We start from the raw sequence: 23,688 nt of genomic DNA, 5'->3' as shown, positions 1-23,688 counted from the left end.
GTCCGCCGATCGGTCAACAGAGCTGAGTCGATCCGACTCAACTTTTATGTGGCCCTTATGGAAGACCGACATAAAACCGCAGGTCAGGAGCTTCCGAGGTCAATCGCGGCCGCCGATACGACCTTGCGCCCACGACTCCGCTGACCCCGCACCCCGTACACCGGCACCCTCAGGAGCCCCACGACCCCCAGCACCGCCAGGCCCACCGGGCCGAGCGCCGCGAGGGGACCCACCGCCCCGCTGTGCAGCAGCACCCCGGTCACCGTCCCCACGAGCGACGCAACGCCGAGGACCACGGCGACCCCCTGCGGGGTGAGGCCGAGCCGGCGCAGCCGGTGCGCGATGTGGTCGCCGCCGCCCCGGAACAGGGGCCGCCCGGCCAGCTTCCGCGACACCGTGACCAGGACCAGGTCGGCGGTCACCACCAGCGTCGCACCGAACAGCGATCCGGCGCCCGGCAGCGCCTCGTGGCCCGCGTTCACCAGGACGGCGGCGGACGCCAGGAGGAAGCCGGTGAACAGGGAGCCGCAGCTGCCGAGCCGGATCCGCGCCGGGTACCAGTTGTGCACGAGGAACCCGGTGAGCGCCGCCGCGAGCACCCCGAGCGCGGCGGCAGGCGCGTCGAGCCCCTCGGCGGCGGCGCATCCGCTCAGACCGAGCGCCGTCACCACGGCGACCGTGCCGAACACCCCGTCGAAGGAGTCGAAGAGCCGGCCCGCGTTGGTCACGAACACGATCCACAGGACCGCCAACGCCCCTACGAAGAAGCCGAGTTGAGCCGTGTGCACGACGACGCTCGCCGCCGCGGCCTCGACCGCGATCCGGGGCCGCGCACCCAGCGGCCGTACGTCGTCGACGAACCCGAACAGGGCGACCGCCCCCGCCGCGAGCAGCAGCGTGAGCGCGTCGGAGCCGAGCGGGGCGAGCCCGGTGCAGGCGCCCGCCGCGGTGACGGCGGCCGTCACCACGGCGACGGCGACCCCGCCGAGCCGCGGGACCCGCCGGCCCGCGCGGCCGGTCGTGCGCCGCCCCGGGACCCCCGTCCGCAGGGCGACGCGGCGCAACACGGCGGTGAGGGCGGCGGTCGCCAGGAGGGCGGTCGCGGCGGCGGCGATCCCGTAGAACACGGCGGACGTCCCGTCAGCTCAGTGGTTGGACCGGGGCGAGCTCCTCGGCCCGCCTGCCCGGTACGAGGGAGGAGGCGGCGCGGCGCGCCTCGGCGAGGGCCGCGTCCACGAGGCGGTCGAGGGTGAAGCGGGGCACCCAGCCGGTGAGTTCGCTCAGGGCGGCGGTGGCGGTGGCGGGAGGGGAGGTGGGGTCCGGCGGGGAGGTGGGGTCGGGCGGGGCCCCCATGTCTGCCCGGCGCGCGACGAGGGCCGCGAGTTCCGCGTCCGTCACCCCCTCGGTCCCGGCGAGGTCGAGTACCCGCCCTGCGGCGCCCCCGGCGGCGAGCAGCCGTACGAGCGCGTCGACCACGTCCGTCACGTGCGTGAACCGGCGCCGCGGGCCTCCGCCACCGGCCACCTCGACCACGTCAGCCGCCTCGCCCACCCCGACCGCCCCGATCGCCTCACCCGCGACGGCCCGCGCGGCGAACCCGCCGAGGACGGCCCCGTACGCGGGCACCCGGCGCGGTCCGACGACCTCGCCGAAGATCCTGACGCCGGTGACCGACGGGCCCACGGCGCCCCCGGGACCCCCGGCACCCCCGGGCCCCTCGGCTCCCCCGCCCCCCACAGAGAGAAGGGGCCGCCCGAGCCGGTGCGCCGCGTCCGCGAGTACCCGTACGTCAACCGAATGGGCCGCATGGACGGCCCCGTCGCAGCGGCTCAGGAGTTCGCCCACGAGCCGTTCGTCGAGGGCCGAGCCTCGGACGAAGCGCAGGCGTGGCGACGGCCACGCGTCGGCGAGACGGGCGCGGTCGCCGGTGGAGAGGTCGTCGAGGATCACGGCACCGTGCCCGGCGGCGAGCAGCGCGTCGGCGAGATGCGAGCCGATGACGCCCGCGCCGCCCGTAACCAGGTAGGTGGTGGACATGGCGGCCCCTTCTCGTGCGGGTTCGGGGTGACACTTGCGGTATCGGGATGACACCTGCGTTCGGGGTGACTCCTGCGGTGTCGGGGTGACGGCGGAGGGCCACGCCCGCCCGGAGACCTTCATAAGTTATTCGCTTATGTCGCAATATGGGGCGAATAACACGATCCGCTTTCGCCGTCGACCACCGGCACCCTGAGGGTGGCCTCAGCGACACAGATCACCGCCCGGCTGGCTACAGTGCGGCCGCACAAGTCGGTAGTGTCAGCATGGACTGAAATAAGTTACCGCTTAGTAATGCCTCAATAATCCCTGGATACATCCACCTCGCAGGCCCGAGGAGCCCCCAAATGCAACTCGCCGCGATCATCGTGTCGCTGGTCCTGATCGTGGTCGGCGTGGCTCTGTTCGCCCGAGCCATCGCGCAGATCTACCGCTTCATGCGGCTCGGTCAGAACGTCCCCGCCGGGACCCGTACGGACGAACCCGTGCAGCGCACGGTCACCGTGGCCAAGGAGTTCCTCGGCCACACCCGGATGAACCGCTGGGGCGTCGTCGGCGTGGCGCACTGGTTCGTGGCAGTGGGCTTCTTCTCGCTGCTCCTGACGATCGTGAACGCCATCGGCCAGCTCTTCAAGGCCGACTGGCTCCTGCCGGTCATCGGCGAATGGGCGCCGTACAACGTCTTCGTCGAGTTCATCGGCACGATGACGGTGCTCGGCATCCTCGTCCTGATCGTCATCCGGCAGCTGAGCCTGCCCTCGCGGCCGGGCCGCAAGTCCCGCTTCGCCGGCTCGAACTTCGGCCAGGCGTACTTCGTCGAGGCCGTCATCCTCATCGTCGGCGTCTGCATCTTCATGCTGCACGCCCTTGAGGGCGCCCAGCACCACGTCGACGGCTACGAGGCGTCGTTCTTCATCTCGTACCCGGTCGTGCACGCGCTCGAAGGCCTGGACGTCTCCACGCTCCAGAACCTCACCTACTTCTTCGCCGGTCTGAAGATCGCGACCTCCTTCATCTGGATGATCACGGTCGCCCTCAAGACCGACATGGGTGTCGCCTGGCACCGCTTCCTCGCGTTCCCGAACATCTGGTTCAAGCGTGAGGCGGACGGCGGGGTGGCGCTCGGCGCGCTGCAGCCGATGACGTCGGGCGGCGAGCTGATCGACTTCGAGGACCCGGGCGAGGACGACGTCTACGGCGTCTCCCAGGTCGAGCAGTTCTCCTGGAAGGGCCTGCTGGACTTCTCCACGTGCACCGAGTGCGGTCGCTGCCAGTCGCAGTGCCCGGCCTGGAACACGGGCAAGCCGCTGTCCCCGAAGCTGCTGATCATGTCGCTGCGCGACAACGCGCACGCCAAGGCCCCCTACCTGCTCGCCGGTGGCGGCAAGACGATGGAGGGCGAGGAGAAGGCGACGGAGGAGCAGCTGGCGAACGTTCCCGCCGCCGCTCTCGCGGAGGCCGAGCGCCCCCTCATCGGCACGCTCGAAGAGAACGGCGTCATCGACCCGGACGTCCTGTGGTCCTGCACCACGTGCGGTGCTTGCGTCGAGCAGTGCCCGGTCGACATCGAGCACATCGACCACATCGTCGACATGCGCCGCTACCAGGTGATGATCGAGTCCTCGTTCCCGTCCGAGGCGGGCACGATGCTCAAGAACCTGGAGAAGAAGGGCAACCCCTGGGGCCTCGCCAAGAAGCAGCGCCTCGAGTGGCTCAAGGAGCTCGACTTCGAGGTCCCCGTCGTCGGCAAGGACATCGAGGACCTGACCGAGGTCGAGTACCTGTACTGGGTCGGCTGCGCCGGCGCCCTGGAGGACCGGGCGAAGAAGACCACCAAGGCCTTCGCGGAGCTGCTGCACATGGCGGGCGTCAAGTTCGCGATCATGGGCGGCGACGAGAAGTGCACCGGTGACTCCGCCCGCCGCCTGGGCAACGAGCCGCTGTTCCAGCAGCTCGGCCAGGAGAACGTCATGGCCCTGAACATGGCGTTCGGCGAGGAGCTCGACGACGACGGCAAGGTCGTCCCCGAGTCGGCGAAGCCGAAGTCCGCGAAGAAGATCGTCGCGACCTGCCCGCACTGCCTCAACACCATCGGCAACGAGTACCCGCAGATCGGCGGCGACTACGAGGTCATCCACCACACCCAGCTGCTCCAGCACCTCATCGACGAGGGCAAGCTGATCCCGGTGACCCCGGTCGAGGGCCTGATCACGTACCACGACCCGTGCTACCTGGGCCGTCACAACAAGATCTACACGCCCCCGCGCCAGATCATGGACGCCGTCCCGGGCCTGCGCCAGCAGGAGATGCACCGCCACAAGGAGCGCGGCTTCTGCTGCGGCGCCGGCGGCGCGCGGATGTGGATGGAGGAGCGGATCGGCAAGCGCATCAACAACGAGCGCGTCGACGAGGCCCTGTCCCTGAACCCGGACATCGTGTCCACCGCCTGCCCGTTCTGCCTCGTCATGCTGACCGACTCGGTCAACGGCAAGAAGAACGACGGCCAGGCCAAGGAGTCCGTCACCGTCGTGGACGTGGCGCAGCTCCTCCTCGACTCCGTCAAGACGCCGGTCGACCCGGCGGGCGACGAGGAGACCGAGGACGCGCCGGAGCCGGAACCGGTGCAGTAGTCCTGATCGATCTGGTCGTCGCGGGCCCGCCCCTTTCGTGGGGGCGGGCCCGCCGCGTTCACCCGGACGGCTCGGTCGCCTTCGGCTCGACGCTGCGCTGATCCCTGACGGGCCTGACGGGCCTGCGTGAGCCCAAAAAACATGCGTCCCCCATACAACCCTCAGACCCCACAAGCAGTCTCCTGTTCGCCAACCGCAGGGCGACGCCCGGGACAACTCCCGGCAAACGCCCGCGGAACGCACCCCATTGACGCGGATGCCGGCCAGGCATCCCCGCATGCAGCAGGAGAATCCCGCATGCACAAGCACCTCCGCACCGCCCTCGCAACGGCCGCCGCGGCCGCGCTGACGGGCGGCCTGCTCTCCCTCTCCACGGGCGCGGCGCTCGCCGCCGACTCCGTCCACCACCACGAGGCCGACTTCAACCACGACGGGTACGGCGACGTCGCGTTCTCCGCCGGCTGGGCGACCGTCGGCGGCAAGAAGGGCGCCGGCCAGATCGTCGCCCTGTACGGCTCGGCGAACGGCATCAACGCCGCCGCCCGCAAGACGATCAGCCAGAACACCACCGGCGTCCCCGGCACCGCCGAGACCAACGACGGCTTCGGCTGGACCAGCGCCTACGGCGACTTCAACCACGACGGTTTCGACGACCTGGCCGTCTCCGCGCAGTGGGAGGACGTGGCCGGCGACACCGACGGCGGCACCGTCGTCATCCTGTGGGGCTCCACCTCGGGCCTCACCGGCGGTACGACGATCAAGGACCCGGCCGTCTCCTCCCACGACAAGTGGGGCGAGACGCTCGCCGCGGGCGACTTCGACGGCGACGGCACGGACGACCTCGCGATCGGCTCCACGTCGAGCACGATCTACGTCTACAAGGGCGGCATCACCAAGACGGGCACCTCGGGCGGCCGCTACACGATCAAGCCCCCGATCCAGTCCGGCGGCGGCACCGGCCCCCTCAACCTCACCGCGGGCGACGTGAACGGCGACGGCGCGACCGACCTCGTGGTCGACGGCTTCGAGACCGACAGCCAGAACGGCTGGAACGCCAACTACTACGTTCCCGGCGGCGCGTCCGGTCTGACCTCGTCGTCGGCGGTGAAGCTGAGGCCGGGTGTCATCACCGACATCGGCGACGTCAACCGCGACGGCTTCGGCGACATCGTCACCGGCGAGGAGTGGGACACCAACAAGGACGGCAGCCCGTCGGTGCCCGGTTCGTCCGACGGCGGCAAGGTCAACATCACGTACGGCTCCGCGAGCGGCCCCGCCGGAGGCACCGACATCACCCAGGACACCGGCAACGTGCCCGGCGGCTCCGAGCGCGGTGATGCCTTCGGCGGCGAACTGTCGCTCGGCGACATCAACGGCGACGGTTACCAGGACCTGGTCGTCGGCGCCAGGGGCGAGGACCTGGGCGGCGTCACGGACACCGGCTCCGTGACCGTCCTCTACGGCTCCCCGAGCGGCATCAACACCCAGTCGGGCAGCCAGTTCTTCGCCCAGTCGACGGCCGGCGTCCCCGGCTCCGACGAGACCAAGGACTACTTCGGCAACGAGGTCAAGCTCACCGACGTCACCGGCGACGGCAAGGCGGACCTGACGGTCGGCGCGCTCGGCGAGAACACCGGCAACGGCGCGCTCACGTACCTCCCGTCCGACGGCACCCACATCACCACCACGGGCGCCCGCTCCCTCTCCCCGACCTCCCTCGCCGTCTCGACGGACGGCTACCCGGAACTGGGCGGCAACGCGGCGAACTAGCGCCACAACACGTCGTGTCGGGCCCGCACCACTCTGTGGTGCGGGCCCCTTCCCCATCGCCCGCGCACCCCTGGAGCGACCACCCATGCGCAAGCGCACCCTCCTCCTGGCGACGGCCCTGACCACGGGCCTGCTCACCGTCCCGCTGACCACAGTCCCCGCGTCCGCCGCACCGTCCGGCCTCTCCGGCGACTTCAACGGCGACGGCTACCGCGACCTCGCGGTAGCCGCACCCCAGGCCACCGTGTCCGGGCACGAAGCGGCCGGTGCCGTGGTCGTGCTCTACGGCACCGCGTCCGGGCCGTCCGCCGCCAAGCGCAAACTGATCACCCAGGCGACCACCGGCATCCCCGGTTCGCCCGAGACCGCCGACCACTTCGGCGCATCGGTGGCCTCGGCCGACCTCGACCTCGACGGCTACGCGGACCTGGTGGTCGGAGCGCCGGACGAGGACTCGGACGGCGCGTTCAACAAGGGCTCCGTCACCGTCGTCTGGGGCAGCGCGCAGGGGCTGGGTTCCGGCACCGTCCTGCCCGTCACCTACGGCTCGGACCCGTCCGGCTGCGCGTATGGCGTCGACGTCGCCACAGTCCCCGCGTCACCGGCCCCGCGCCCGTCGGTGCACATCGCGGGCGGCTGCTCGGTCTGGGTCCTCCAGGGCCCCATCACCCGCGCGGGCAAGGCCTACAGCAAGTCCCAGCGCGCCATAGGCCCTTCTGCCGCGAAACTCGTGACAGGCCGGCTCTCCGACAACTACTCCGACGAGGTCGAGATCTCGGTCCCCGTAGGCGACCACCCCGAAGGCGCGGTGTACGTGAACCGGCCGTACAACTCGTACACCGAGCCTCTCCCCACCGACGGAAGCAACGCCACCGTGGGAGACGTCAACGGTGACGGGTACGGCGATCTCGTCGTCGGCGACCCGGGTGACATGACCGTCGACGGAACGCCCGCGGAAGGCACCGGCCACCAGGGCGGCGAGATCTCCATCTGGCCGGGAGGCCCGCAGGGCATCGACCCCGCGGCGCAGCCGATCCTCATCAACCAGTCCACGCCCGGCGTACCCGGCACCTCCGAGTCCAACGACACGTTCGGCACGGACGTGAGCGTCGCCGACATCAACCACGACGGCTTCGGCGACATCGCCGTCGGCGCGCCCGGCGAGACACTCGGGTCTGCCCGGCAGGCCGGCGAGGTGGTGATCGTCCCGGGAGGTCCCGACGGACCGACCGGCGCGGGCTCCTTCGCCGTCACGCAGAACTCGACGGGCGTCCCCGGCACGGCTGAGCGCGGCGACGCCTTCGGCACGACCGTGCGCTTCGCCGACCTCACCAAGGACGGCCGTGCGGACCTCGTGGTCGGCACACCCGGCGAGTACGCCCCCGGCGCCACGCGCTCCACCGGCGGCATCTGGGTGTTCAAGGGCACGTCCACCGGCGTGAGCCTCAGCAGCTCGTACAGCGTGATGGCCGGATCGGTGGGCCTGCCCACCACGACGGACACCAACTGGGCCTCCGTAGTCACCCCTTGATCCCTTCTCCCTCCAAGGACATCCATGCGTCTACGCACCACCACTGCTCTGGCCGCACTCGTCGCCGCGGGCCTGACCCCCCTCACCCTGCCGTCCGCCCCCGCCTCCGCGGCCGCGGCGAAGTACGGCGACGATTTCAACGGCGACGGCTACCGCGACTACGCCTCCTACGACGAGAGCCCCAACCTGGGCGGCGGCATCCTCGTCACCTTCGGCACGGCGAACGGCCCCGGCACCGTGACCCAGCACATCGACCAGTCCAGCCCCGGCGTCTACGGCGCGGACGAGGCGGACGACATGTTCGGCGAGGTCCGCGCCGCCGCGGACCTCGACGGCGACGGCTATGGCGACCTGGCCGTCGCCGCCCGCGGCGAGGACGTCGACGGCCGCAAGGACCAGGGCGCGGTCACCATCCTGTGGGGCGGCAAGAACGGCCTGTCCGGCGGCACGGCCCTCGCGAACAAGGCCCCCAAGCAGTCGTACGGCTACATGGGCGGCGACCTGGCGACCGGCGACTTCAACGGCGACGGCAAGCAGGACCTGGCAGTCGTCAACGCCGGCAAGACGTATGTCTACCGGGGCGGTTTCACGCGGTCCGGCACGACCGGTTCCGTGACGACCCTCGACAAGTCGTCGTCGGCGTTCGACTCCACGGCCCTCATCGCGGGCAAGGTGAACGGCGACTCCAAGACGGACCTCGTCATCATCGGCGACGTGGTCACCCCGAGTGTCCGGGCCTCCGACGCCTGGTTCATCAAGGGCGGCTCCACCCTGACCTCGGGCAAGACGCTCCGCGTCCAGTCCCAACTGGGGGGCGGCGACGGCATCATCGCCGACTTCGACAAGGACGGCTACGGCGACATCGCCATCGGCTCCCCGATGTACTCCGGCTACAAGGGCCGCGTCTCCCTCTGGTACGGCTCCTCCACAGGCCCCGGCACCAGCTCCCGCATCACCCAGGCGACGAGCGGCGTCGCCGGCACCCCCGAGGCGGACGACTGGTTCGGCTCGTCCCTCTCCGCGGGCGACGTCAACGGCGACGGCTACCAGGACCTGGCCGTCGGCGCGTACGGCGAGGAGATCGACGGCAAGGCGTACGCGGGCGGCGTCCACGTACTCAAGGGCCGCGCGAGCGGGATCTCCGGGACCGGGTCCCAGTGGTTCGCCCGCAACAGCCCCGGCGTACCCGGCGCCCTCACGGCCGACGACGGCATCGGCTGGCTGGTCCGGCTGCGCGACACGAACCACGACGGCATGGCCGACCTTTACTTCACGGGCCAGGCCGGATCCCTGCGCCTGCCCGGTTCGTCGTCCGGCATCACGACGACGGGCGCGATCCCGGCGAACGACGTCCCGATCGAGGGTTTCCTGCAGTAGCGGTAGCGCACACGTGACGTATCAGCCCCGCCAGCGCCTGCGGCCGGGTTCTGAGTACGTCACCCGGGGCGTCGCTCTCCCTGAGGAGGGCGGCGCCTTCGTGCGTGGCGAGTTCGAGGCAGTTGGGGGCGTCTTCGTCGCCCGAGAACGAGGACTTCTGCCACACGAGAGCCGGTGCCATGTCAGGACCTCTCAGACGCGTCGCGCCAGTTGGTGAATGAAGTCTCTCGACTCTACGGGTCCCAGGGCCACGCGCCCCACGTCGTCAAGCACCCTCCGGTACCGCCCGAGCTGTGCCTCCGCGTCCACAAACGCACCGCCGTACGCCGTATCCAGCAGGACGGTGTCAAGCTGCGGAACGGGACCGCCCGCGAGCAGCATCGGGTTGCCGATCCGAGTGAACCCGTCCACGTCGAACGGGACTACCCGCACGACGACTTGGGGCCGTTCCGACTGCTCGACGATGTGGAGCAACTGCCCCCGGGCAACCTTGCGATCCGCGACCCTGACATGCAGCGCCGCCTCATGGATCACGACCTCGCAGCGAAACGGCTCGTCCCTGCTCAGGACCCCCTGGCGGCGCAGGCGGAACTGCACGCGCGCTTCAAGCTGCTCCTCGGGCAACCGCGACACCGAGTAGATCGCGCGGATCTGGTCCTCGGTCTGCAACAGGCCGGGGACCTGCACGTTCTCGAACGACCTCAAGTACGCGGCGTGATGCTCCAGTTCGGCCAGGTCGAGAAAGGTCTGCGGAAGCCCGCGGCGATACGGCTCCCACCATCCGCGCACGCGCTCACCGGTCATGGCCACCAGAGCGTCGACGAGCCCGGCATCCTCACATGCGTACTGGCCGGCCAGGAACCGCACCCGTTCAGCGCTCGCGCTGACCCGCCCCGACTCCAGGCTGGAGAACTTCCCCTCGTTGATCCCCGCCGCCCGGGCAGCCTCCCGCTGGGACAGCCCGGCCCGCTCCCGCAGCTTACGAAGCTCTTTCCCCAGGCGCTCCTGCCGCGCCGTGATGATCGCCCTGGCCGCCATGTGCCCCTGCTTTCACGCTAGTTGAGAACAACGATAGTAGTGGGCGAGCTTGACCCCGGTATAGATTTACCCCTACCGTCAGTGACGCAGCGCACACAGTGCGACATCGCGGAAGGCATCGCCCTGACCAGGCGACAGAGCCACCGCCCGCCCCCACCGGGAGCCCCCATGCGGAACACCCACGCCACCGGCCCCTCCACCTGGGAATACACCCTCTACGTCCCCCACGACCCCCGAGCCGTGGCCATCGCCCGGCACACCCTCACCCGCGTCCTCACCACGCACCGCCTCCCCGGGCTCATCGACGACGCGTCACTCCTCGCCTCGGAGTTGCTCGGCAACGCCATCCGGCACACCGAAGGCCCCGCCGCGCTCAAGCTCCGGCACAACGGGCGGGCGCTGCGGCTCGGTGCCTGGGACACCGATCCGACCCCGCCCGGAGGGCCCACCGTCCCGGACGGTTACGGGCTGCATCTCGTCGACGCCTGCGCCGACGACTGGGGCTGGTTCCGGGTCAACACCGGTGCGGGCGCGGCCGGCAAATACGTGTGGTGCGAACTCGGCGCGGCCGACTGACCCCACCCCGCACATCCCCGTACAACCCTCCACCCCCACCAGCGGTCTCCTGTAGGCCGACCGCAGGCCCACGCCCGGGACAACGCCCGGCAAACACCTGCGGAACGCGGAACACGCCCCTTGTCGACGCCACGCCCGCCCCCAGAGACCTCAGGAACCCCATGCCCATACGGACACGCACCCGTACCCGTACCCACACCCTCGCCCTGGCCGCCGCGACCGCAACCGCCCTCGCCGCCACCGGCCTCACCGCGGCCAGCGCCACCGCGGCTAGCGCCACCGCTGCCGACGCCCAACCCCCCACCCCCCGCACGGACTTCAACCACGACGGCTACGCCGACCTCGCCGTGGGCATGCCCAACGCCTCCGTGTCCGGCGTCGCCAAGGCCGGTTACGTGAACATCGTGTGGGGCGGCAAGAACGGCCTCGGCGCGAGCGGCAGCACCCGCGTCAGCCAGGCCACCGCCGGCGTCCCCGGCACCCCGGAGTCCGGCGACCGGTTCGGCGCGAGCGTCACCACCGCCGACGTGGACGGCGACGGGCGCACCGACCTCGTCGTCGGCGCCCCCGGCGAGGCGATCGGCAGCAAGGCGAAGGCGGGCACGGTCGCCGTCATCCACGGCACGGCCACCGGGTTCGGCGCGGGCACCACCGTCGCGGACGGCCCCGCCGCCTCCGCCGCGTACGGAAAGTCCCTCGTCGCCGCCGACTTCACCGGCGACGGCGCGCAGGACATCGTGATCGGCGCGACCGACAAGGTCCTGCTGCACACGGGCACCACCACCACGGTGTTCATGGGGGACCACATGGGCGGCCGGGCCCCCGTCCTCGCGGCCGGCGACTTCAACCACGACGGCATCGCCGACGTGGCCGTCACCTACTACACGCAGAACCAGCCGTACACGCAGTCCCAGATCCGGCTCGCGGCCTGGAACAAGGACGAGAAGAGCTTCCTCGTCTACTGGAACAACAGCAACGGCACCGCGAGCGCCCTCGCCGCCGGCGACTTCGACGGCGACGGCTTCACCGACCTCGCGATGGGCAACTGCCGCGAGAACGCCGACGAGAACATCGACGACCCGTGCGGCCCCGAGAAGTACACCAAGGGCGGCGGCATCCACATCCAGTACGGCGACGCCACGGGCACCTTCTGGGACCGCCAGCAGACGCTCAACCAGGACACCCCCGACGTCCCCGGCACGGCCGAGACCGGTGACCTGTTCGGCGGCGCCCTCACCGTCGCGGACATCGACGGCGACGGCTACGACGACCTGATCGTCGGCGCCCCCGGCGAGGGGATCGGCAGCAAGGCGAAGGCGGGCGCGATCACGGCCCTGCGCGGCGGCAAGGACGGCATCGTCAACGCCGAGGGCAAGGCCGTCGGCATCGGCGTCCAGCAGGACACCCCCGGCGTCCCCGGCGCCGCCGAGGCGGGCGACCTCTTCGGCGCGGCCCTCACCGCCGACGACTACGACGGTGACGGCCTGCCCGACGTCGCGGTCGGCTCCCCCGGCGAGAACGGCTCCCTCGGCGCCGTCTGGCAGCTGCGCGGCGCCGAGGACGCCCCGGTCACCGCGTTCTCCCCGCGCACCCTGCGCCTGCCGTCGTCCGTCAACCCGCCCCAGTACGGATCCGTGTTCCCGACGGCCGAGTAGAAACCCGTGAAACCCCTGACAAGGCCCTGTCCGGCCCCCTAGGGGATGTCACAGCTCGGCCGCAAAGCCGGGCCCGATCCACCGGGCCCGGCACCTCACTCTCCGGGACCAGGTACGTTCGATTACGTGGCTGGATTCAGGATCGGACGCGGCCGGGACAACCGCGCCTCGCAATCGCGACCGCACGGACAGCGTGCCCCCCAGGGGCAGGCCCCGTACGGCTACTCTCCCGCGCCCCCGAACGGGCAACCGCAGCAGCACCAGTACGGCGGGCAGCGCCAACCGCGGCAGCCTCAGCAGCCGTACGGGCAGCAGCAGTGGCCCCAGCCGGGCGGCCAGGGCGAGCCGGAGTACTTCGGCGACCCACGCGGCCCCCAGGGCCAAGGTCAGGGCCAGGGTCGGGGGCAGGGCCCCGGCCAGAACTCCGGCTACGACCCGTACGCGGCGAACAACCCGGGCCACACCCAGGCGTTCTCCATCGGCGACGACCAGTACACCCAGGGCGACATGTACCGCGCGGGCTCGGCCCCGGCCGCGCCCGTCGGGCCTCGGCTGCACTGGAAGGACCTCCTGTCCGGGGTCGTCGTACGCCCGGGCCAGACGTACCTCCAGATGCGGGACCACGCGATGTGGGCCCCGGCCCTGATCGTGACGTTCCTCTACGGGCTGCTCGCGATCTTCGGCTTCGACTCTGCGCGCGCGGACGTGATCAATGCCACGTTCTCGTCGGCGATCCCGTACACCCTCACCACCGCCGTCGCGATCACGATCAGCTTCTTCGTCCTGGGCGTGGTCACGCACACGCTGGCCCGCCAGCTCGGCGGCGACGGCGCCTGGCAGCCCACGGTCGGCCTCGCCATGCTGATCACCGCGATCACGGACGCCCCGCGCCTGCTCTTCGCGATGTTCCTGGGCGGCGACGCCCCGTTCGTACAGATCATCGGCTGGGCGACCTGGGCGGTCGCGGGCTTCCTGCTCACAGTCATGGTCAGCAAGTCGCACGACCTCCCGTGGCCGAAGGCACTGGCCGCCTCCGCGATCCAGCTGATCGCACTCCTGTCGATCATCAAGCTGGGCACGTTCTAGATCCCTGGCGAACGCAAGTGGGGCCCGGCACACACGGTGTGCCGGGCCCCACTTCTCTGCCTACTTCTCTATCTACTTCTCTCTCTGCGAACCGCTCAGGCGTCGAGAACCTGCCCGGACCGCTTCACCACCGGAGCTTCGACACTCCACGGGAAGTTGATCCAGTCATCGGTGCGCTTCCACACGTACTCGCACTTCACAAGCGAGTGCGACTTCTCGTAGATCACGGCGGAGCGGACCTCGGCCACGGTGTCGAGGCAGAAGTCGTGGACCAGCTTCAGCGTCTTCCCGGTGTCGGCGACGTCATCGGTGATGAGCACCTTCTTGTCCGAGAAGTCGATCGCGTTCGGAACCGGCGCCAGCATGACGGGCATCTCGAGCGTCGTGCCGACCCCCGTGTAGAACTCCACATTCACCAGGTGGATGTTCTTGCAGTCCAGCGCGTACGCGAGCCCGCCGGCCACGAAGACGCCGCCACGGGCGATGGAGAGCACGATGTCCGGCTCGTAGCCGTCGTCGGCGATCGTCTGCGCCAGCTCGCGCACGGCGACGCCGAACTTCTCGTACGTAAGGTTCTCGCGCACGTCACTCATGTCGCTGTTGCTCACACCTGTGTCCGATGGAAATTGAGGAAGGAACGGGAGGCCGTCGGGCCGCGCTGGCCCTGGTAGCGGGACCCGTAACGCTCGCTGCCGTACGGGTGCTCGGCGGGCGAGCTCAGCCGGAACATGCACAGCTGGCCGATCTTCATGCCCGGCCACAGCTTGATGGGAAGGGTGGCGAGGTTCGACAGCTCAAGCGTCACGTGCCCGCTGAACCCCGGGTCGATGAACCCGGCGGTGGAGTGCGTGACGAGCCCGAGCCGCCCGAGGCTGGACTTCCCCTCGAGCCGGCTCGCGAGGTCGTCGGGCAGCGAGATGACCTCGTACGTCGACGCCAGCACGAACTCGCCGGGGTGCAGGATGAAGGGCTCGTCGCCCTCCGGCTCCACAAGGCGTGTCAGGTCGGCCTGCTCCACCGCGGGGTCGATGTGCGGGTAGCGGTGGTTCTCGAACACCCGGAAGTAGCGGTCGAGCCGCACGTCGATGCTCGAGGGCTGCACCATGGATTCGTCGTACGGATCGATGCGGACCCGCCCGGCGTCGATCTCGGCCCGGATGTCCTTGTCTGAGAGAAGCACGTAGCGAGGATACGCAGAGCGCGCGGGCCCGCCACAATCCGGCCATTGCACCGTGACTGCGGCGCACCCGCGCGCCTGTCCTTCACCTACACCCTTGGCTACACCCTGCTACCGCTTCGCGAACTCCACCGGCACGGCGTTCCTCAGCCGCGCACACCGCGGACATCGGATCAGCCGGCCGGGTCCGAGCCGGTCGGCCTGCTGCATCGGGAACGAAGCGGTACTGAAAACGTGCCCCTCGGCACAACGGACGACGGTGCGCTCCATCGAGTCCCAGAGTCCCTTCCCCACGAGCCACTAGCCATTTCTGGCTGACAACGAGGGGTCACATTACGGGATGAAAGGGACGACGCTCCAGGCGGCACTCCGTACCCGGAAGAACCCTCGAAGCCGGCCCCACCGTACGCCCCAACTCCCTTCACCCGCAGTCACTTCCACCACGCACAACGCATCCGGACCCCACGGCGAAAACACCGGGGGCCGGGCATGGGGTACAGTGAGCGACGTTACGACTCCGGTCCTGACCGGCGTCTTACGCGGGTGTAGTTTAGTGGTAGAACATCAGCTTCCCAAGCTGAGAGTGCGAGTTCGATTCTCGTCACCCGCTCCATAGTTGAGGCCCAGGTCAGCGACCTGGGCCTTGTTCGTTGTCTGGACCTGTTCAGCTGTCCTCAGCTGTCGCGCCCCGCATCCAAACCATTACGGCTGTGGGGCGGGTCTTCGAGCGGCTCCTTGTGGTGCTTCGCACTCCTCGACGGTGGACGGCCCCCCTACGCGACCGGACTACCTCAAGGTGCCTCAAACGCCCGCTGCGTGTTCGCGCACCGCGATCCGAGCCAGCTTCGTCAGCATCATGCCGTTGCGGATCCGGACGAAGTACTCCACGGGAAGTCCGTGCATCCGCGTGCCGGGGCCCCGGAGGGGGTGCCAATCGAGGGTGAAAAGGGTGTGCTCGCCCCAGGGGATCAACTTCATGGCGATGCGAGCTGCGCCGAAGGGGTCTGCCTTTGCTTCCAGTTGCAAGCGGTGTCGCGGCTCGGAGATGCGGACGACACAAGCGTCGTCGAGAGTCAGAGGGCCGGCGCCGACGCGGACCTTCAGCCGGGCGCCTACATCTGGCCAATGCGGGTCCACGGCGAGGATTCGCTGGGTTCCTGTCACCCACTCCGCGTAGCGGTGGCCATCGGCCAGCAGGCGCCAGACTTCGGACGGCGAGCTCAAGATCAGACAGCGGTTCCGGGCCATGATCGCGCTCCTGGAGTATGGGCAGCATGGAGGCACTTTGCCCGCTGGCAAGGGGCCCGTCTGGGTTCACTGACCGCCGCTGGTCTCGATATGGCCTCTCGTCAGCGCAAACAGGATCAGAAGGTCGAGTGTCATCACAGGGATGGCCCACGCGGGGTAGTACGGAACGAACATGAACTGGGTGATCAGGCTGATCCCCGCCACCGCTGCGCCAGCCCCTCGGCCCCAGCTCTGATGTGTCAGGACTCCCAGGCCGGCAATGAAGAGCGCCACTCCGATCACAAGGTGAATCCAGCCCCAAGCGGTCAGGTCGAACCGGTAGGCGTACCGGGACGCAGCGAACAAAGTGTCATTCGCAATGCCGGCTGTGCCCATGAGAATGCTGAGCAGCCCGCTGACCGTCAGCATGGCCCCGGCGAACATGGAGGCGCTGTTGATCGTTTCGCCGCTACCGGGCCCCCCGTGTCCTGACCGTGTCCTATTCGGCATCGTTGTCATGGCCTGCAGCCTTCCTGTACAGCATGGTCACCGACGCACACTGCCCGTGCGAAGCCGGCCACGCTCCACTGACAGGATCACCGCAATCCTTCGGCACCGCGACTGCACCCCGAGTCGCCGGCACGGCACTTCCCGCAGGCACCGCGAAGGGCAGCAACGAGCGGGGACCCGGAATCCGCCGAAGGCGGGTCCTCAGTGCTGAAGCGCGACCTTGAAAACCACGATGACCGATCCGAGGAGAAGGTTGATCACACCGGCGAGCAGCATCAGACGGCGTGAGGCACCGGCGCGGCTGGCGGCCACGGTTGCCCAGCCGACCTGCCCGGCCAGAGCGACCCCGAGTGCCAGCCATGCCGCCCCCTTGACGTCCAGGCCGAGGATTGGACTGATGGCCACGGCGACGGCCGGTGGGATGGCCGCCTGGATGATCGGGCGTTCTTCCGCGCACGCGCGGCGGACCACCTCCCAGCTCAAGTGATGCACCATCCGGGCCCCGAAAAGGCGGGAGAAGACGTGCGCGGCCCAGAACACCACACCGGTGCACAGCAGCAGCAGAACAAGTTCCAGCCGCGGAAACGAGCCGAGCGATCCGGCGCCGACCACCACGGAAGCGGCAAGCAACGACCCGTAGACGGCGCCGCTGTAATCGATCTGGGCCGCGGTGACCGCCGGGGTCTCCGAGGGCCGCCCAGGGGTTCGGCGGTTCATGCCTCCAGGGTCACCGAGCAGACCAGGCTCCGCATGGGCGGGAAGCCTTGGACCCGCCTACGGGCCGTCCGAGTGGCCGCACCACTACCGCACCAGATCGGGCGGGAAACCACGGGAAACCACGGGGAATCACGGTCCCGAGCACGCCAGCCCGAAGGGGCCAGAACGCGGCCGTTCGCGCAGGTCAGCGACCTGGGCCTTGTTCGTTGTCTGGGCGTCGACAGTGTGTGACCGGTGTGGTGCACAGGCGGCGAACGCATCTGGCGTGCGACGTGTTCCGGCAACGCTGAAGCCCCAGGCCATTGACCTGGGGCTTCAAGAAGGGCGGGTGGGGTGCGGTGGGTGCCCTTGGTTACAGCCCGCAGGAGCCGCGGTCGAGGTGGAAGTACCGGGCGTTGGCCCAGCGGCACATCCGGATACCGACGATGACGCCCACGATGGTGACCAGGGCGGGCAGGTATCCGCTGGCGACCTGGATGATCGGGATCGCCGGGCACCCGCCTGAGATCGCCCAGCCCGTACCGAACAACACCGCGCCAGGGACCACGCCGGCGTGGATGCGCCCCGGGGTGCGGCGTACCCGCAGCAGAGCGAACGCGCACACGATGATCCCGACGGCGCCGGCGAAGGAGAAGAACATGCGCAGGTCCTGGAAGGTGAACATGCGGTTCAGCTCGGTGTAGTCGCCGAAGCCGATATTGGTGACGGTGTAACCGAGGGCCAGTCCGGTGATGATGTTGGCCAGAAGAATCGCGCCCCGGGTACGCATCAGATCACCTTCCACAAGAGGAACGACACCGCGACAGCGGTGCCGAAGAACACGGCGGTCGCGACGATGCTGACCGGGCGCAGGCGGCCGCAACCGCTGAGTCCGTGGCCGGAGCTGCACCCGCCGGCCAGTCGGGTGCCGAAGCCGACCAGCACGCCTCCCACGAACAATGTGGCGATCATGGCGGTCGGATCGGCGGTGACCAGGTCCCGGAAACCCGCGCCCATGTCGAAGCGGAGCCGGAACCGTCCGGAAGTGGTCGCGGCGATCAATCCGCCGAGGAAAATCGACACCAGCAGGGCGGCCTGGGTGACCAGCGGGGCCGGGCGCGTGTTCGTGACCGAGGAGTTCTCACCCGCCGTCGGTTCGACGTCCGGTACGAGCGGCTGCGACTCCCCGTGGGAAACCGGCGGCATGGTGGGCGTGCCGGGAGCGGTGCCGAAGTGTTCCGCGGTGGCCGCGGCGAGCGCGTCGGCGAGAGCTTGATCGTCAGTGAACTCATCGTCCATCTGCTCGAGTTGGCGCTCTCTGCGCCAGTGCAACACGCGATCCCACGCGGATGACACCCCGAAGGACCGATCGGTGGTGAGGGTGTAGTTGATGGTGACCAGAGCGAGCCCGACAGCGCCTGCCCACCAGGGCCAGTACGTACTCATGCGGGGCCTCTCATCCAATCAGCGAATCGAGTCCACCAGCCGCGCTTCGAGCCGGGCGCTCGCCGCCCGCGTCGAGCGAGGCCATCCGAAGGCTGGGGAACTTGTGGGGGTGGTGACGGTTGGTGATGCCAGACCGGTGCCGACGGGGGCGTCGCCCCGAACTGGGCCATGGTCTCCGGCGTCGCGATTCCATGTCCTGACGGCTCAGGTGGCGAGGCCGGTGCCGGTTGGGACCAAGACCTGGTCTCCGGTTGCCACGGGCCGGCGTGCGGCGGCGGATCCTGCCGGGGTACCTGCCCCGGGTGGGCCGCGCCGGGCCGGTTCCCGTCGTCGCCTTCTTCGAGGTGTCGCGCACGGGCCCCGTTGGGCAGCAGGCTGATCGGCACGCGCTCCCCGGTGAGCGACAGCTGGTAGCGCGCACAGTCGCGCCACCGATCCTCGCTGTCGCAGTAGTGGTCGCGCCAACCCTGCAAGCTTGCTCTGAGCAGGGGGAAAAGCGGACATGCTACGGCGTGCGAGCAACCCACGTTGCTCCCTCCTGACCGGCGTACATCGCCCATTCGGGGAAGGCGGTTGCCGTTCTCGGTTGTTGTCCTGGCTGTGCCCGGTCGACGATCTCGATGCGTCTGGAAATGTGGGCGCAGCACCGTATGGTGATTTTCCGTCACTGCGATAGGGCGTGATGCAACCACTGTTCGGCTGCGCCTAGCAACTTCGGGGCGAAATCTGGATATGTGCGGCCGGCGACGGAGGTCAATCCGATCGCGCACTCATGACCGCGTCCACTGCCAATAGAGGTCAGCCTTTTATGGAGAGGGTGTGCGTAGTGGAGTTGATTGTGGCCGAGATGTGAAGATTGCAGATCATTGAAGATGCCCTTGGAGGGGAATCATGTGTGAGCGCGCTGTCTGCCGGTCGTGCCGGAAGGCGACCTTTGAGGGGTGCGGGAGGCATGTGGAGGAAGTACTCGCGGGCGTGCCGACTTCTCAGCGGTGCGCCTGCGAGTCGTCGGCGGGACGCGGGCGTTCACGCACAGCGGAGCCGGCGACTCCGTCGGTATCGGCGCCGGCCGGACCGGGCAGCTCAGGGGGTTCACCGAGCGGACCGCGCGTTGGTTGGTGGACTCGACTCGCCAATTGGGCGAAAAGCCCGGCATGAGGCAATAGGCAAGGATCTCGACTGCCCCTGCTTCGCACCCTGTAGGTCGAAGGCGCTGGCCATTCAGGCCCAAGGCGTTGGTCATAGCGCTCTGCGAGCCAAGGGCTCGCCGATCAATGACACGTCGTCTTCATTTTGTTTTTGTCCCGACCACGGAACTGAGTGAGCCGGCTCTTTGATCAGCCCCTGAGTGCCCTGCCGGAGAGCGGGTGCAGTTCTGAGACGGGAGCGAATCGCGCACAACCTTGAGGGCTTCTCGTGTGTCCAGTGGGGCGACTGAGCTTCAGGTGCTGTCGCTCCAGTCGTCCCGCGGTCCTTGCAGTCCTCGTCCTTCCGTCAAGGAGTTCCGTTGCGCAGAGCAGCCACGGCCGCCGCCGTGCTCGCACCCCTCATCGTCTTCGCCCTCACCCCGACGACGGCTTCCGCCACCAGCCCTTACAAGGGGGCCAACACCGCAGCCGTCCAGGACGACTTCAACGGTGACGGCTACCGGGACCTGGCTGTCGGCGCGCCCTACGCCGCCAATGGCAGCGTGGAGGAGGCCGGTGCCGTCGTCGTCCTGTACGGGTCGGCCTCATCAGTGAGCACCACGCGCCGCACCGTCATCACGCAGGCGACCTCCGGTATCCCCGGCGACCCCGAGGAATGGGACGCCTTCGGCACGACGGTCGCCAGCGCCGATCTGGATCGGGACGGGTACGCGGATCTGATCGTCGGCACCCCGAGGGAGCAGGTCGGCGACAAGGAGTCCCGGGGCTCCACGACCGTCGTATGGGGCGGGCCCAGCGGGCTGACGGGCGGCGGTGCGACCATCTCTCCGCCGGCCGGATACGGGGACGGCCGCACGTACTGCGGCTTCGGGATGTCCCTGGCCGCAGGCGACATGAACGGGGACGGCGCCCCGGAGGTGACCATCGGCTCGCGCTGCGAGGGCGCCTCCTACACCGGCCCCTTCACCCGCACCGGCAAGGCCGCCTCCAACTACCGGGACGGCCGCCTCGGCGAGACCCGTGGCGTGGTGATGGGAGATGTGAACGGCGACGGCAGAGCGGAGCGTTTCTGGCTGGTCGGGCCCGCGGACGACGACCTCCGTGGACCTGTGTACGTCGACAACGGTCCTCCGACCGACGACTATCTCGCCAACTGGCCCATCGAACTTCCCCACGCCGACGGCCACGCCGGTCAGATCGGTGACATCAACGGTGACGGCTACGGCGACCTCGTCACCGGTATCGCGGACGACGATTCCCTGATGAACGCGACCGGCGCGGCGCACCGCGGTGGCGAGATCCAGGTCCTCTACGGCAGCGCGCAGGGCATCACCGTCGACCAGCAGCCACAGGTCTTCCACCAGGACACGGCCGGAGTCCCGGGAACCGCCGAGGACGGCGACCAGTTCGGACAGTCGCTCAGCGTCGGCGACGTCAACGCCGACGGGTACGCCGACGTCCTCGTCGGCTCTCCGGGTGAGGCGGTCGGCACGCTCAAAACGGCAGGCACGGCCGTGTTGCTGCGTGGCTCCGCCTCCGGCCTGACCGCAACCAAGGCGGTCGGGTACACCCAGAACACGGCTGGCGTACCCGGTGCCGCAGAGACTGGCGACCAGTTCGGCGCGGTCGTCCACCTCGCCGACCTCAACAAGGACGGCAAGGCCGAGACGGTCGTCGGCGTGCCCACGGAGAACAGCGACGGTTGCCTGTGGACCGCCCGCGGCTCGGCCTCCGGCCCGGTCCTGAGCGGTTCGCTCAACCTGTGCGGCAAGAGCGCCGGAATCACCGTCCGCAGTACCAAGGGATACTTCGGAGCTGCCCTGGCGAGCCCTCACGTCTCCAACTAGGCAGGGCGCGCACAACCACCCGGCACCAGGGCCCCGCACCACAGTCGCACCACAACCGATTTCAAGCTCAATAGGCGGATCGGGCGCAACCCGCGAATAATCTGCGTGGCGTGACTTCATCGTCAGCCCCTCATATGGGGGCCTCGGCGCCATGACACTCTGGGCCAGGAAGATCAGGACCGTGAAAATCCGGGCTAAGACGAAATGGCCGATGAGTAAATCGCCCTGGCGGACGTACGGTAAGTGGTTCTACGCAGCAACGCAGGATGGCTCGGTCCGCTCGGCGGAACGCGTTTTGCCGAGCGTAATGGATCTCGTCCGGCCATCCAGCCTCGTGGACATCGGCTGTGGCAGCGGAGCTTGGCTGTCTGTCGCGAAAGGGCTCGGCATTGACAGGCTAGTCGGTATCGACGGTGAATGGGTATCCAAGGATGCTCTGCTGATTCCGGAGGAATCCTTCCGCAAGTGGGATCTGTCCCGGGCGCTGCCGCAAGGCAGCCCTCGCTTTGACCTGGCGATGTCTGTCGAGGTGGCGGAACATCTCGACCCTGGTCGCGCCGACTCCTTCGTGGCTGATCTGTGCGCCCTGTCCGACGTCGTGCTGTTCTCGGCGGCAGTCCCGGGTCAAACGGGAAGCGATCACCGTAACGAGCAATGGCCAATGTACTGGCGCGATCGATTTCAGCAGCACGGCTACGAGCTGATCGACTGTCTCCGGACACGCATGTGGGCTGACGAAGAAGTCGAGCCGTGGTACGCCCAGAATTCCTACCTCTACGTGAGTGCCGACCGCCTTGCCGCTGACAGTCGTCTCTCTCAGGCCGCTGCGGAAGGGAGGCAGATGCCTCTATGCGTCATTCACCCGCGTCTATTCAATAACTTCTCAAAGCCGTACGCGCCCGCCGTGCCTGCTCCTGCAGAGCGTCGTCCGGCACCGCAACAATTCCTGCCGCGCATGGAGCCTTTGCCGTAAGGCCCTTCTGGTTCAACTGCGAGTCTCTGACGTGCGCACAAGGGCAGGTCCGGCGCCGGCGAGTTCGATTCTCGTCACCCGCTCCACCAGAAACCCCCAGGTCGTCGACCTGGGGGTTCTTTGTTGTCCTGTCCCATTCGGGGGCGACGCCGTGGCCGTCGTCGGTGACGGTGAGGACCGCGCCTTCACCCGTCGGCACGCAGTTCCACTGTGATGGCCGAGGCGGCGTGGCGTTGGGCGTTGTCGAGAAGGTTGCCGAGGACCCGGGCCAACTGGCTGCGGCTGCCGAGGACTTCGAGCGGCTCGGCGGGGACGCGTACGTTCGGGGCGATGCGGTCGTGATCGACCGCCGTCCGAACGGCACGCCGATCTTGTGGCGCAGGGCGCTGACGTAGACCTCGACGATGGTCGGGTCTCCGTCGTAGGCGAAGTCCCACACGTGATCGAGGATGTCGCTCTTCGACACCACGTGCCCCGCGTGCAGGGCGAGGTGTTGCAGGACCGCGAACTCCTGCGTGGTCAGCGTGATGTCCGTTCCCGCGCGCTTCACCCGTTTGGCGTCGGGGTCGACGGTCAGGTCCCCGATGCGCAGCACCTGGGAGCCGCCCGCGTACGGCGACGCAGCAGCGCCCGGATGCGGGCCTGGAGGACCACGTAGGAGAATGGCTTGGTCAGGTAGTCGTCCGCGCCGGTGTCGAGGCCCTCGGCACTCGCCGTCCTTGGCGGTGAGCATCAGGATCGGCGTGTCATCGACCGCGACCCGTAGCTGGGCGCACACGCGGTAGCCACGGCCGCCAAGGCCTACGACGACCGCAACAGCCCCGCCGGTGACCACGACGAGGACTGACGTCAGAGCACCGGCGTACCGCCAACCGGGCGGGACCCCTCCGACGGACACCCCCGCCCCGCCCGGTGTCACACCCCGCCTCGCTGTCGACGACCACGGATTCAGCTACCACGGAGT

The 23,688-nt window shown here is 69.1% G+C and carries 21 protein-coding genes, 1 tRNA gene and 1 pseudogene; 11 read left to right on the top strand and 12 right to left on the bottom strand.

The features are described 5' to 3' along the window. Nucleotides 1–83: 83 nt before the first annotated feature. Nucleotides 84–1,127 carry an MraY family glycosyltransferase gene (locus EOT10_RS09660; RefSeq protein WP_127827678.1) on the bottom strand — a complete coding sequence of 348 codons (1,044 nt, stop codon included), beginning with the start codon at nt 1,125–1,127 and terminating at the stop codon, nt 84–86. A 13-nt stretch (nt 1,128–1,140) separates the two neighbouring features. Next, nucleotides 1,141–2,037: an NAD-dependent epimerase/dehydratase family protein gene (locus tag EOT10_RS09655; protein ID WP_127827677.1), complete on the bottom strand. Its 897-nt coding sequence runs from the start codon at nt 2,035–2,037 to the stop codon at nt 1,141–1,143. A gap of 347 nt (nt 2,038–2,384) precedes the next feature. Between EOT10_RS09655 and EOT10_RS09650 the strand changes: the two genes are divergently transcribed. The 4 genes from EOT10_RS09650 (at nt 2,385) to EOT10_RS09635 (ending at nt 9,345) form a co-directional block, all read left to right on the top strand. Next, entirely contained in the window at nt 2,385–4,667 is a 2,283-nt protein-coding gene (locus EOT10_RS09650) for a (Fe-S)-binding protein (protein WP_127827676.1), read from the top strand. A gap of 297 nt (nt 4,668–4,964) precedes the next feature. Next, on the top strand, nt 4,965–6,437 hold the full coding sequence (locus EOT10_RS09645; protein ID WP_127827675.1) for an FG-GAP-like repeat-containing protein: 1,473 nt from the start codon (nt 4,965–4,967) through the stop codon (nt 6,435–6,437). Nucleotides 6,438–6,522: 85 nt separating this feature from the next. Then, nucleotides 6,523–7,968, top strand: a complete 1,446-nt coding sequence (locus tag EOT10_RS09640) for an FG-GAP-like repeat-containing protein (protein ID WP_127827674.1) — start codon at nt 6,523–6,525, stop codon at nt 7,966–7,968. Between the two features lie 24 nt (nt 7,969–7,992). After that, the gene (locus tag EOT10_RS09635; protein WP_127827673.1) at nt 7,993–9,345 is read left to right on the top strand and encodes an FG-GAP and VCBS repeat-containing protein; all 1,353 of its coding nucleotides are present in this window, start codon (nt 7,993–7,995) and stop codon (nt 9,343–9,345) included. Here EOT10_RS09635 and EOT10_RS09630 read toward each other — a convergent pair. After that, nucleotides 9,287–9,526 carry a DUF397 domain-containing protein gene (locus tag EOT10_RS09630; protein ID WP_127827672.1) on the bottom strand — a complete coding sequence of 80 codons (240 nt, stop codon included), beginning with the start codon at nt 9,524–9,526 and terminating at the stop codon, nt 9,287–9,289. The genes EOT10_RS09635 and EOT10_RS09630 overlap by 59 nt on opposite strands. Before the next feature lie 11 nt (nt 9,527–9,537). Further along, nucleotides 9,538–10,383, bottom strand: coding sequence for a helix-turn-helix domain-containing protein (locus EOT10_RS09625; RefSeq protein ID WP_127827671.1), 846 nt, complete (start codon nt 10,381–10,383; stop codon nt 9,538–9,540). 168 nt (nt 10,384–10,551) lie between these two features. Here EOT10_RS09625 and EOT10_RS09620 point away from each other — a divergent pair, with 168 nt between their 5' ends. The 3 genes from EOT10_RS09620 to EOT10_RS09610 all read left to right on the top strand — a co-directional run bounded on the left by EOT10_RS09620 (nt 10,552) and on the right by EOT10_RS09610 (nt 13,700). Next, nucleotides 10,552–10,959: an ATP-binding protein gene (locus tag EOT10_RS09620; RefSeq protein WP_127827670.1), complete on the top strand. Its 408-nt coding sequence runs from the start codon at nt 10,552–10,554 to the stop codon at nt 10,957–10,959. Between the two features lie 161 nt (nt 10,960–11,120). After that, nucleotides 11,121–12,614, top strand: a complete 1,494-nt coding sequence (locus EOT10_RS09615; protein WP_127827669.1) for an FG-GAP-like repeat-containing protein — start codon at nt 11,121–11,123, stop codon at nt 12,612–12,614. A 45-nt stretch (nt 12,615–12,659) separates the two neighbouring features. After that, entirely contained in the window at nt 12,660–13,700 is a 1,041-nt protein-coding gene (locus tag EOT10_RS09610; protein WP_127827668.1) for a Yip1 family protein, read from the top strand. 95 nt (nt 13,701–13,795) lie between these two features. Here the strand turns inward: EOT10_RS09610 and EOT10_RS09605 are convergent, their stop codons facing one another. Together EOT10_RS09605 and dcd are read right to left on the bottom strand one after the other, a co-directional pair. After that, nucleotides 13,796–14,293, bottom strand: coding sequence for a phosphoribosyltransferase (locus EOT10_RS09605; RefSeq protein ID WP_127827667.1), 498 nt, complete (start codon nt 14,291–14,293; stop codon nt 13,796–13,798). Nucleotides 14,294–14,304: 11 nt separating this feature from the next. After that, entirely contained in the window at nt 14,305–14,880 is a 576-nt protein-coding gene (gene dcd / locus EOT10_RS09600; RefSeq protein WP_127827666.1) for a dCTP deaminase, read from the bottom strand. Nucleotides 14,881–15,416: 536 nt separating this feature from the next. Between dcd and EOT10_RS09595 the strand changes: the two genes are divergently transcribed. Further along, nucleotides 15,417–15,490 (top strand) — tRNA-Gly (locus EOT10_RS09595). A gap of 188 nt (nt 15,491–15,678) precedes the next feature. On the opposite strand, the gene EOT10_RS09590 is transcribed toward EOT10_RS09595, so the two are convergent. The 5 genes from EOT10_RS09590 to EOT10_RS09570 form a co-directional block, all read right to left on the bottom strand. Beyond that, on the bottom strand, nt 15,679–16,125 hold the full coding sequence (locus EOT10_RS09590; protein ID WP_127827665.1) for an SRPBCC family protein: 447 nt from the start codon (nt 16,123–16,125) through the stop codon (nt 15,679–15,681). 66 nt (nt 16,126–16,191) lie between these two features. Further along, nucleotides 16,192–16,548 carry a DUF7144 family membrane protein gene (locus EOT10_RS09585; RefSeq protein ID WP_431313269.1) on the bottom strand — a complete coding sequence of 119 codons (357 nt, stop codon included), beginning with the start codon at nt 16,546–16,548 and terminating at the stop codon, nt 16,192–16,194. A gap of 267 nt (nt 16,549–16,815) precedes the next feature. Further along, the gene (locus EOT10_RS09580) at nt 16,816–17,331 is read right to left on the bottom strand and encodes a hypothetical protein (RefSeq protein ID WP_127827663.1); all 516 of its coding nucleotides are present in this window, start codon (nt 17,329–17,331) and stop codon (nt 16,816–16,818) included. A 352-nt stretch (nt 17,332–17,683) separates the two neighbouring features. Beyond that, a complete protein-coding gene (locus EOT10_RS09575; RefSeq protein WP_127827662.1) occupies nt 17,684–18,100 on the bottom strand; it encodes a YeeE/YedE thiosulfate transporter family protein in 417 nt (138 codons plus the stop codon). Continuing rightward, a complete protein-coding gene (locus EOT10_RS09570) occupies nt 18,100–18,756 on the bottom strand; it encodes a YeeE/YedE family protein (protein ID WP_127827661.1) in 657 nt (218 codons plus the stop codon). Before EOT10_RS09570 ends, EOT10_RS09575 begins: the two co-directional genes overlap by 1 nt. Before the next feature lie 891 nt (nt 18,757–19,647). Between EOT10_RS09570 and EOT10_RS43365 the strand changes: the two genes are divergently transcribed. From EOT10_RS43365 to EOT10_RS09550, 3 genes are all read left to right on the top strand, one after another. After that, the gene (locus EOT10_RS43365) at nt 19,648–19,914 is read left to right on the top strand and encodes a DUF8730 family Cys-rich protein (protein ID WP_127827659.1); all 267 of its coding nucleotides are present in this window, start codon (nt 19,648–19,650) and stop codon (nt 19,912–19,914) included. Between the two features lie 349 nt (nt 19,915–20,263). Beyond that, nucleotides 20,264–21,751 carry an FG-GAP-like repeat-containing protein gene (locus EOT10_RS09555; protein ID WP_127827658.1) on the top strand — a complete coding sequence of 496 codons (1,488 nt, stop codon included), beginning with the start codon at nt 20,264–20,266 and terminating at the stop codon, nt 21,749–21,751. 211 nt (nt 21,752–21,962) lie between these two features. Then, nucleotides 21,963–22,724, top strand: a complete 762-nt coding sequence (locus tag EOT10_RS09550) for a class I SAM-dependent methyltransferase (protein WP_223280894.1) — start codon at nt 21,963–21,965, stop codon at nt 22,722–22,724. Between the two features lie 364 nt (nt 22,725–23,088). Here EOT10_RS09550 and EOT10_RS41865 read toward each other — a convergent pair. Next, nucleotides 23,089–23,676 (bottom strand): annotated as a pseudogene (locus tag EOT10_RS41865) (response regulator transcription factor); the annotation flags it as partial. Nucleotides 23,677–23,688 lie beyond the last annotated feature (12 nt).

The organism is Streptomyces antnestii (genome assembly GCF_004005495.1).
Taxonomy (GTDB): Bacteria; Actinomycetota; Actinomycetes; order Streptomycetales; family Streptomycetaceae; genus Streptomyces; species Streptomyces antnestii.
Note: the sequence above shows the minus strand (reverse complement) of the source record. Positions and strands in the feature narration are given on the sequence as shown.

Bases quoted from the DNA above. Each gene is read 5' to 3' on its own strand.
- EOT10_RS09655 (WP_127827677.1), bottom strand. From the start codon at position 2,037: ATGTCCACCACCTACCTGGTTACGGGCGGCGCGGGCGTCATCGGCTCG.
- EOT10_RS09650 (WP_127827676.1), top strand. From the start codon at position 2,385: ATGCAACTCGCCGCGATCATCGTGTCGCTGGTCCTGATCGTGGTCGGC.
- EOT10_RS09645 (WP_127827675.1), top strand. From the start codon at position 4,965: ATGCACAAGCACCTCCGCACCGCCCTCGCAACGGCCGCCGCGGCCGCG.
- EOT10_RS09640 (WP_127827674.1), top strand. From the start codon at position 6,523: ATGCGCAAGCGCACCCTCCTCCTGGCGACGGCCCTGACCACGGGCCTG.
- EOT10_RS09635 (WP_127827673.1), top strand. From the start codon at position 7,993: ATGCGTCTACGCACCACCACTGCTCTGGCCGCACTCGTCGCCGCGGGC.
- EOT10_RS09630 (WP_127827672.1), bottom strand. From the start codon at position 9,526: ATGGCACCGGCTCTCGTGTGGCAGAAGTCCTCGTTCTCGGGCGACGAA.
- EOT10_RS09625 (WP_127827671.1), bottom strand. From the start codon at position 10,383: ATGGCGGCCAGGGCGATCATCACGGCGCGGCAGGAGCGCCTGGGGAAA.
- EOT10_RS09620 (WP_127827670.1), top strand. From the start codon at position 10,552: ATGCGGAACACCCACGCCACCGGCCCCTCCACCTGGGAATACACCCTC.
- EOT10_RS09615 (WP_127827669.1), top strand. From the start codon at position 11,121: ATGCCCATACGGACACGCACCCGTACCCGTACCCACACCCTCGCCCTG.
- EOT10_RS09610 (WP_127827668.1), top strand. From the start codon at position 12,660: ATGTCACAGCTCGGCCGCAAAGCCGGGCCCGATCCACCGGGCCCGGCA.
- EOT10_RS09605 (WP_127827667.1), bottom strand. From the start codon at position 14,293: ATGAGTGACGTGCGCGAGAACCTTACGTACGAGAAGTTCGGCGTCGCC.
- EOT10_RS09590 (WP_127827665.1), bottom strand. From the start codon at position 16,125: ATGGCCCGGAACCGCTGTCTGATCTTGAGCTCGCCGTCCGAAGTCTGG.
- EOT10_RS09585 (WP_431313269.1), bottom strand. From the start codon at position 16,548: ATGTTCGCCGGGGCCATGCTGACGGTCAGCGGGCTGCTCAGCATTCTC.
- EOT10_RS09580 (WP_127827663.1), bottom strand. From the start codon at position 17,331: ATGAACCGCCGAACCCCTGGGCGGCCCTCGGAGACCCCGGCGGTCACC.
- EOT10_RS09575 (WP_127827662.1), bottom strand. From the start codon at position 18,100: ATGCGTACCCGGGGCGCGATTCTTCTGGCCAACATCATCACCGGACTG.
- EOT10_RS09570 (WP_127827661.1), bottom strand. From the start codon at position 18,756: ATGAGTACGTACTGGCCCTGGTGGGCAGGCGCTGTCGGGCTCGCTCTG.
- EOT10_RS43365 (WP_127827659.1), top strand. From the start codon at position 19,648: ATGTGTGAGCGCGCTGTCTGCCGGTCGTGCCGGAAGGCGACCTTTGAG.
- EOT10_RS09550 (WP_223280894.1), top strand. From the start codon at position 21,963: ATGAGTAAATCGCCCTGGCGGACGTACGGTAAGTGGTTCTACGCAGCA.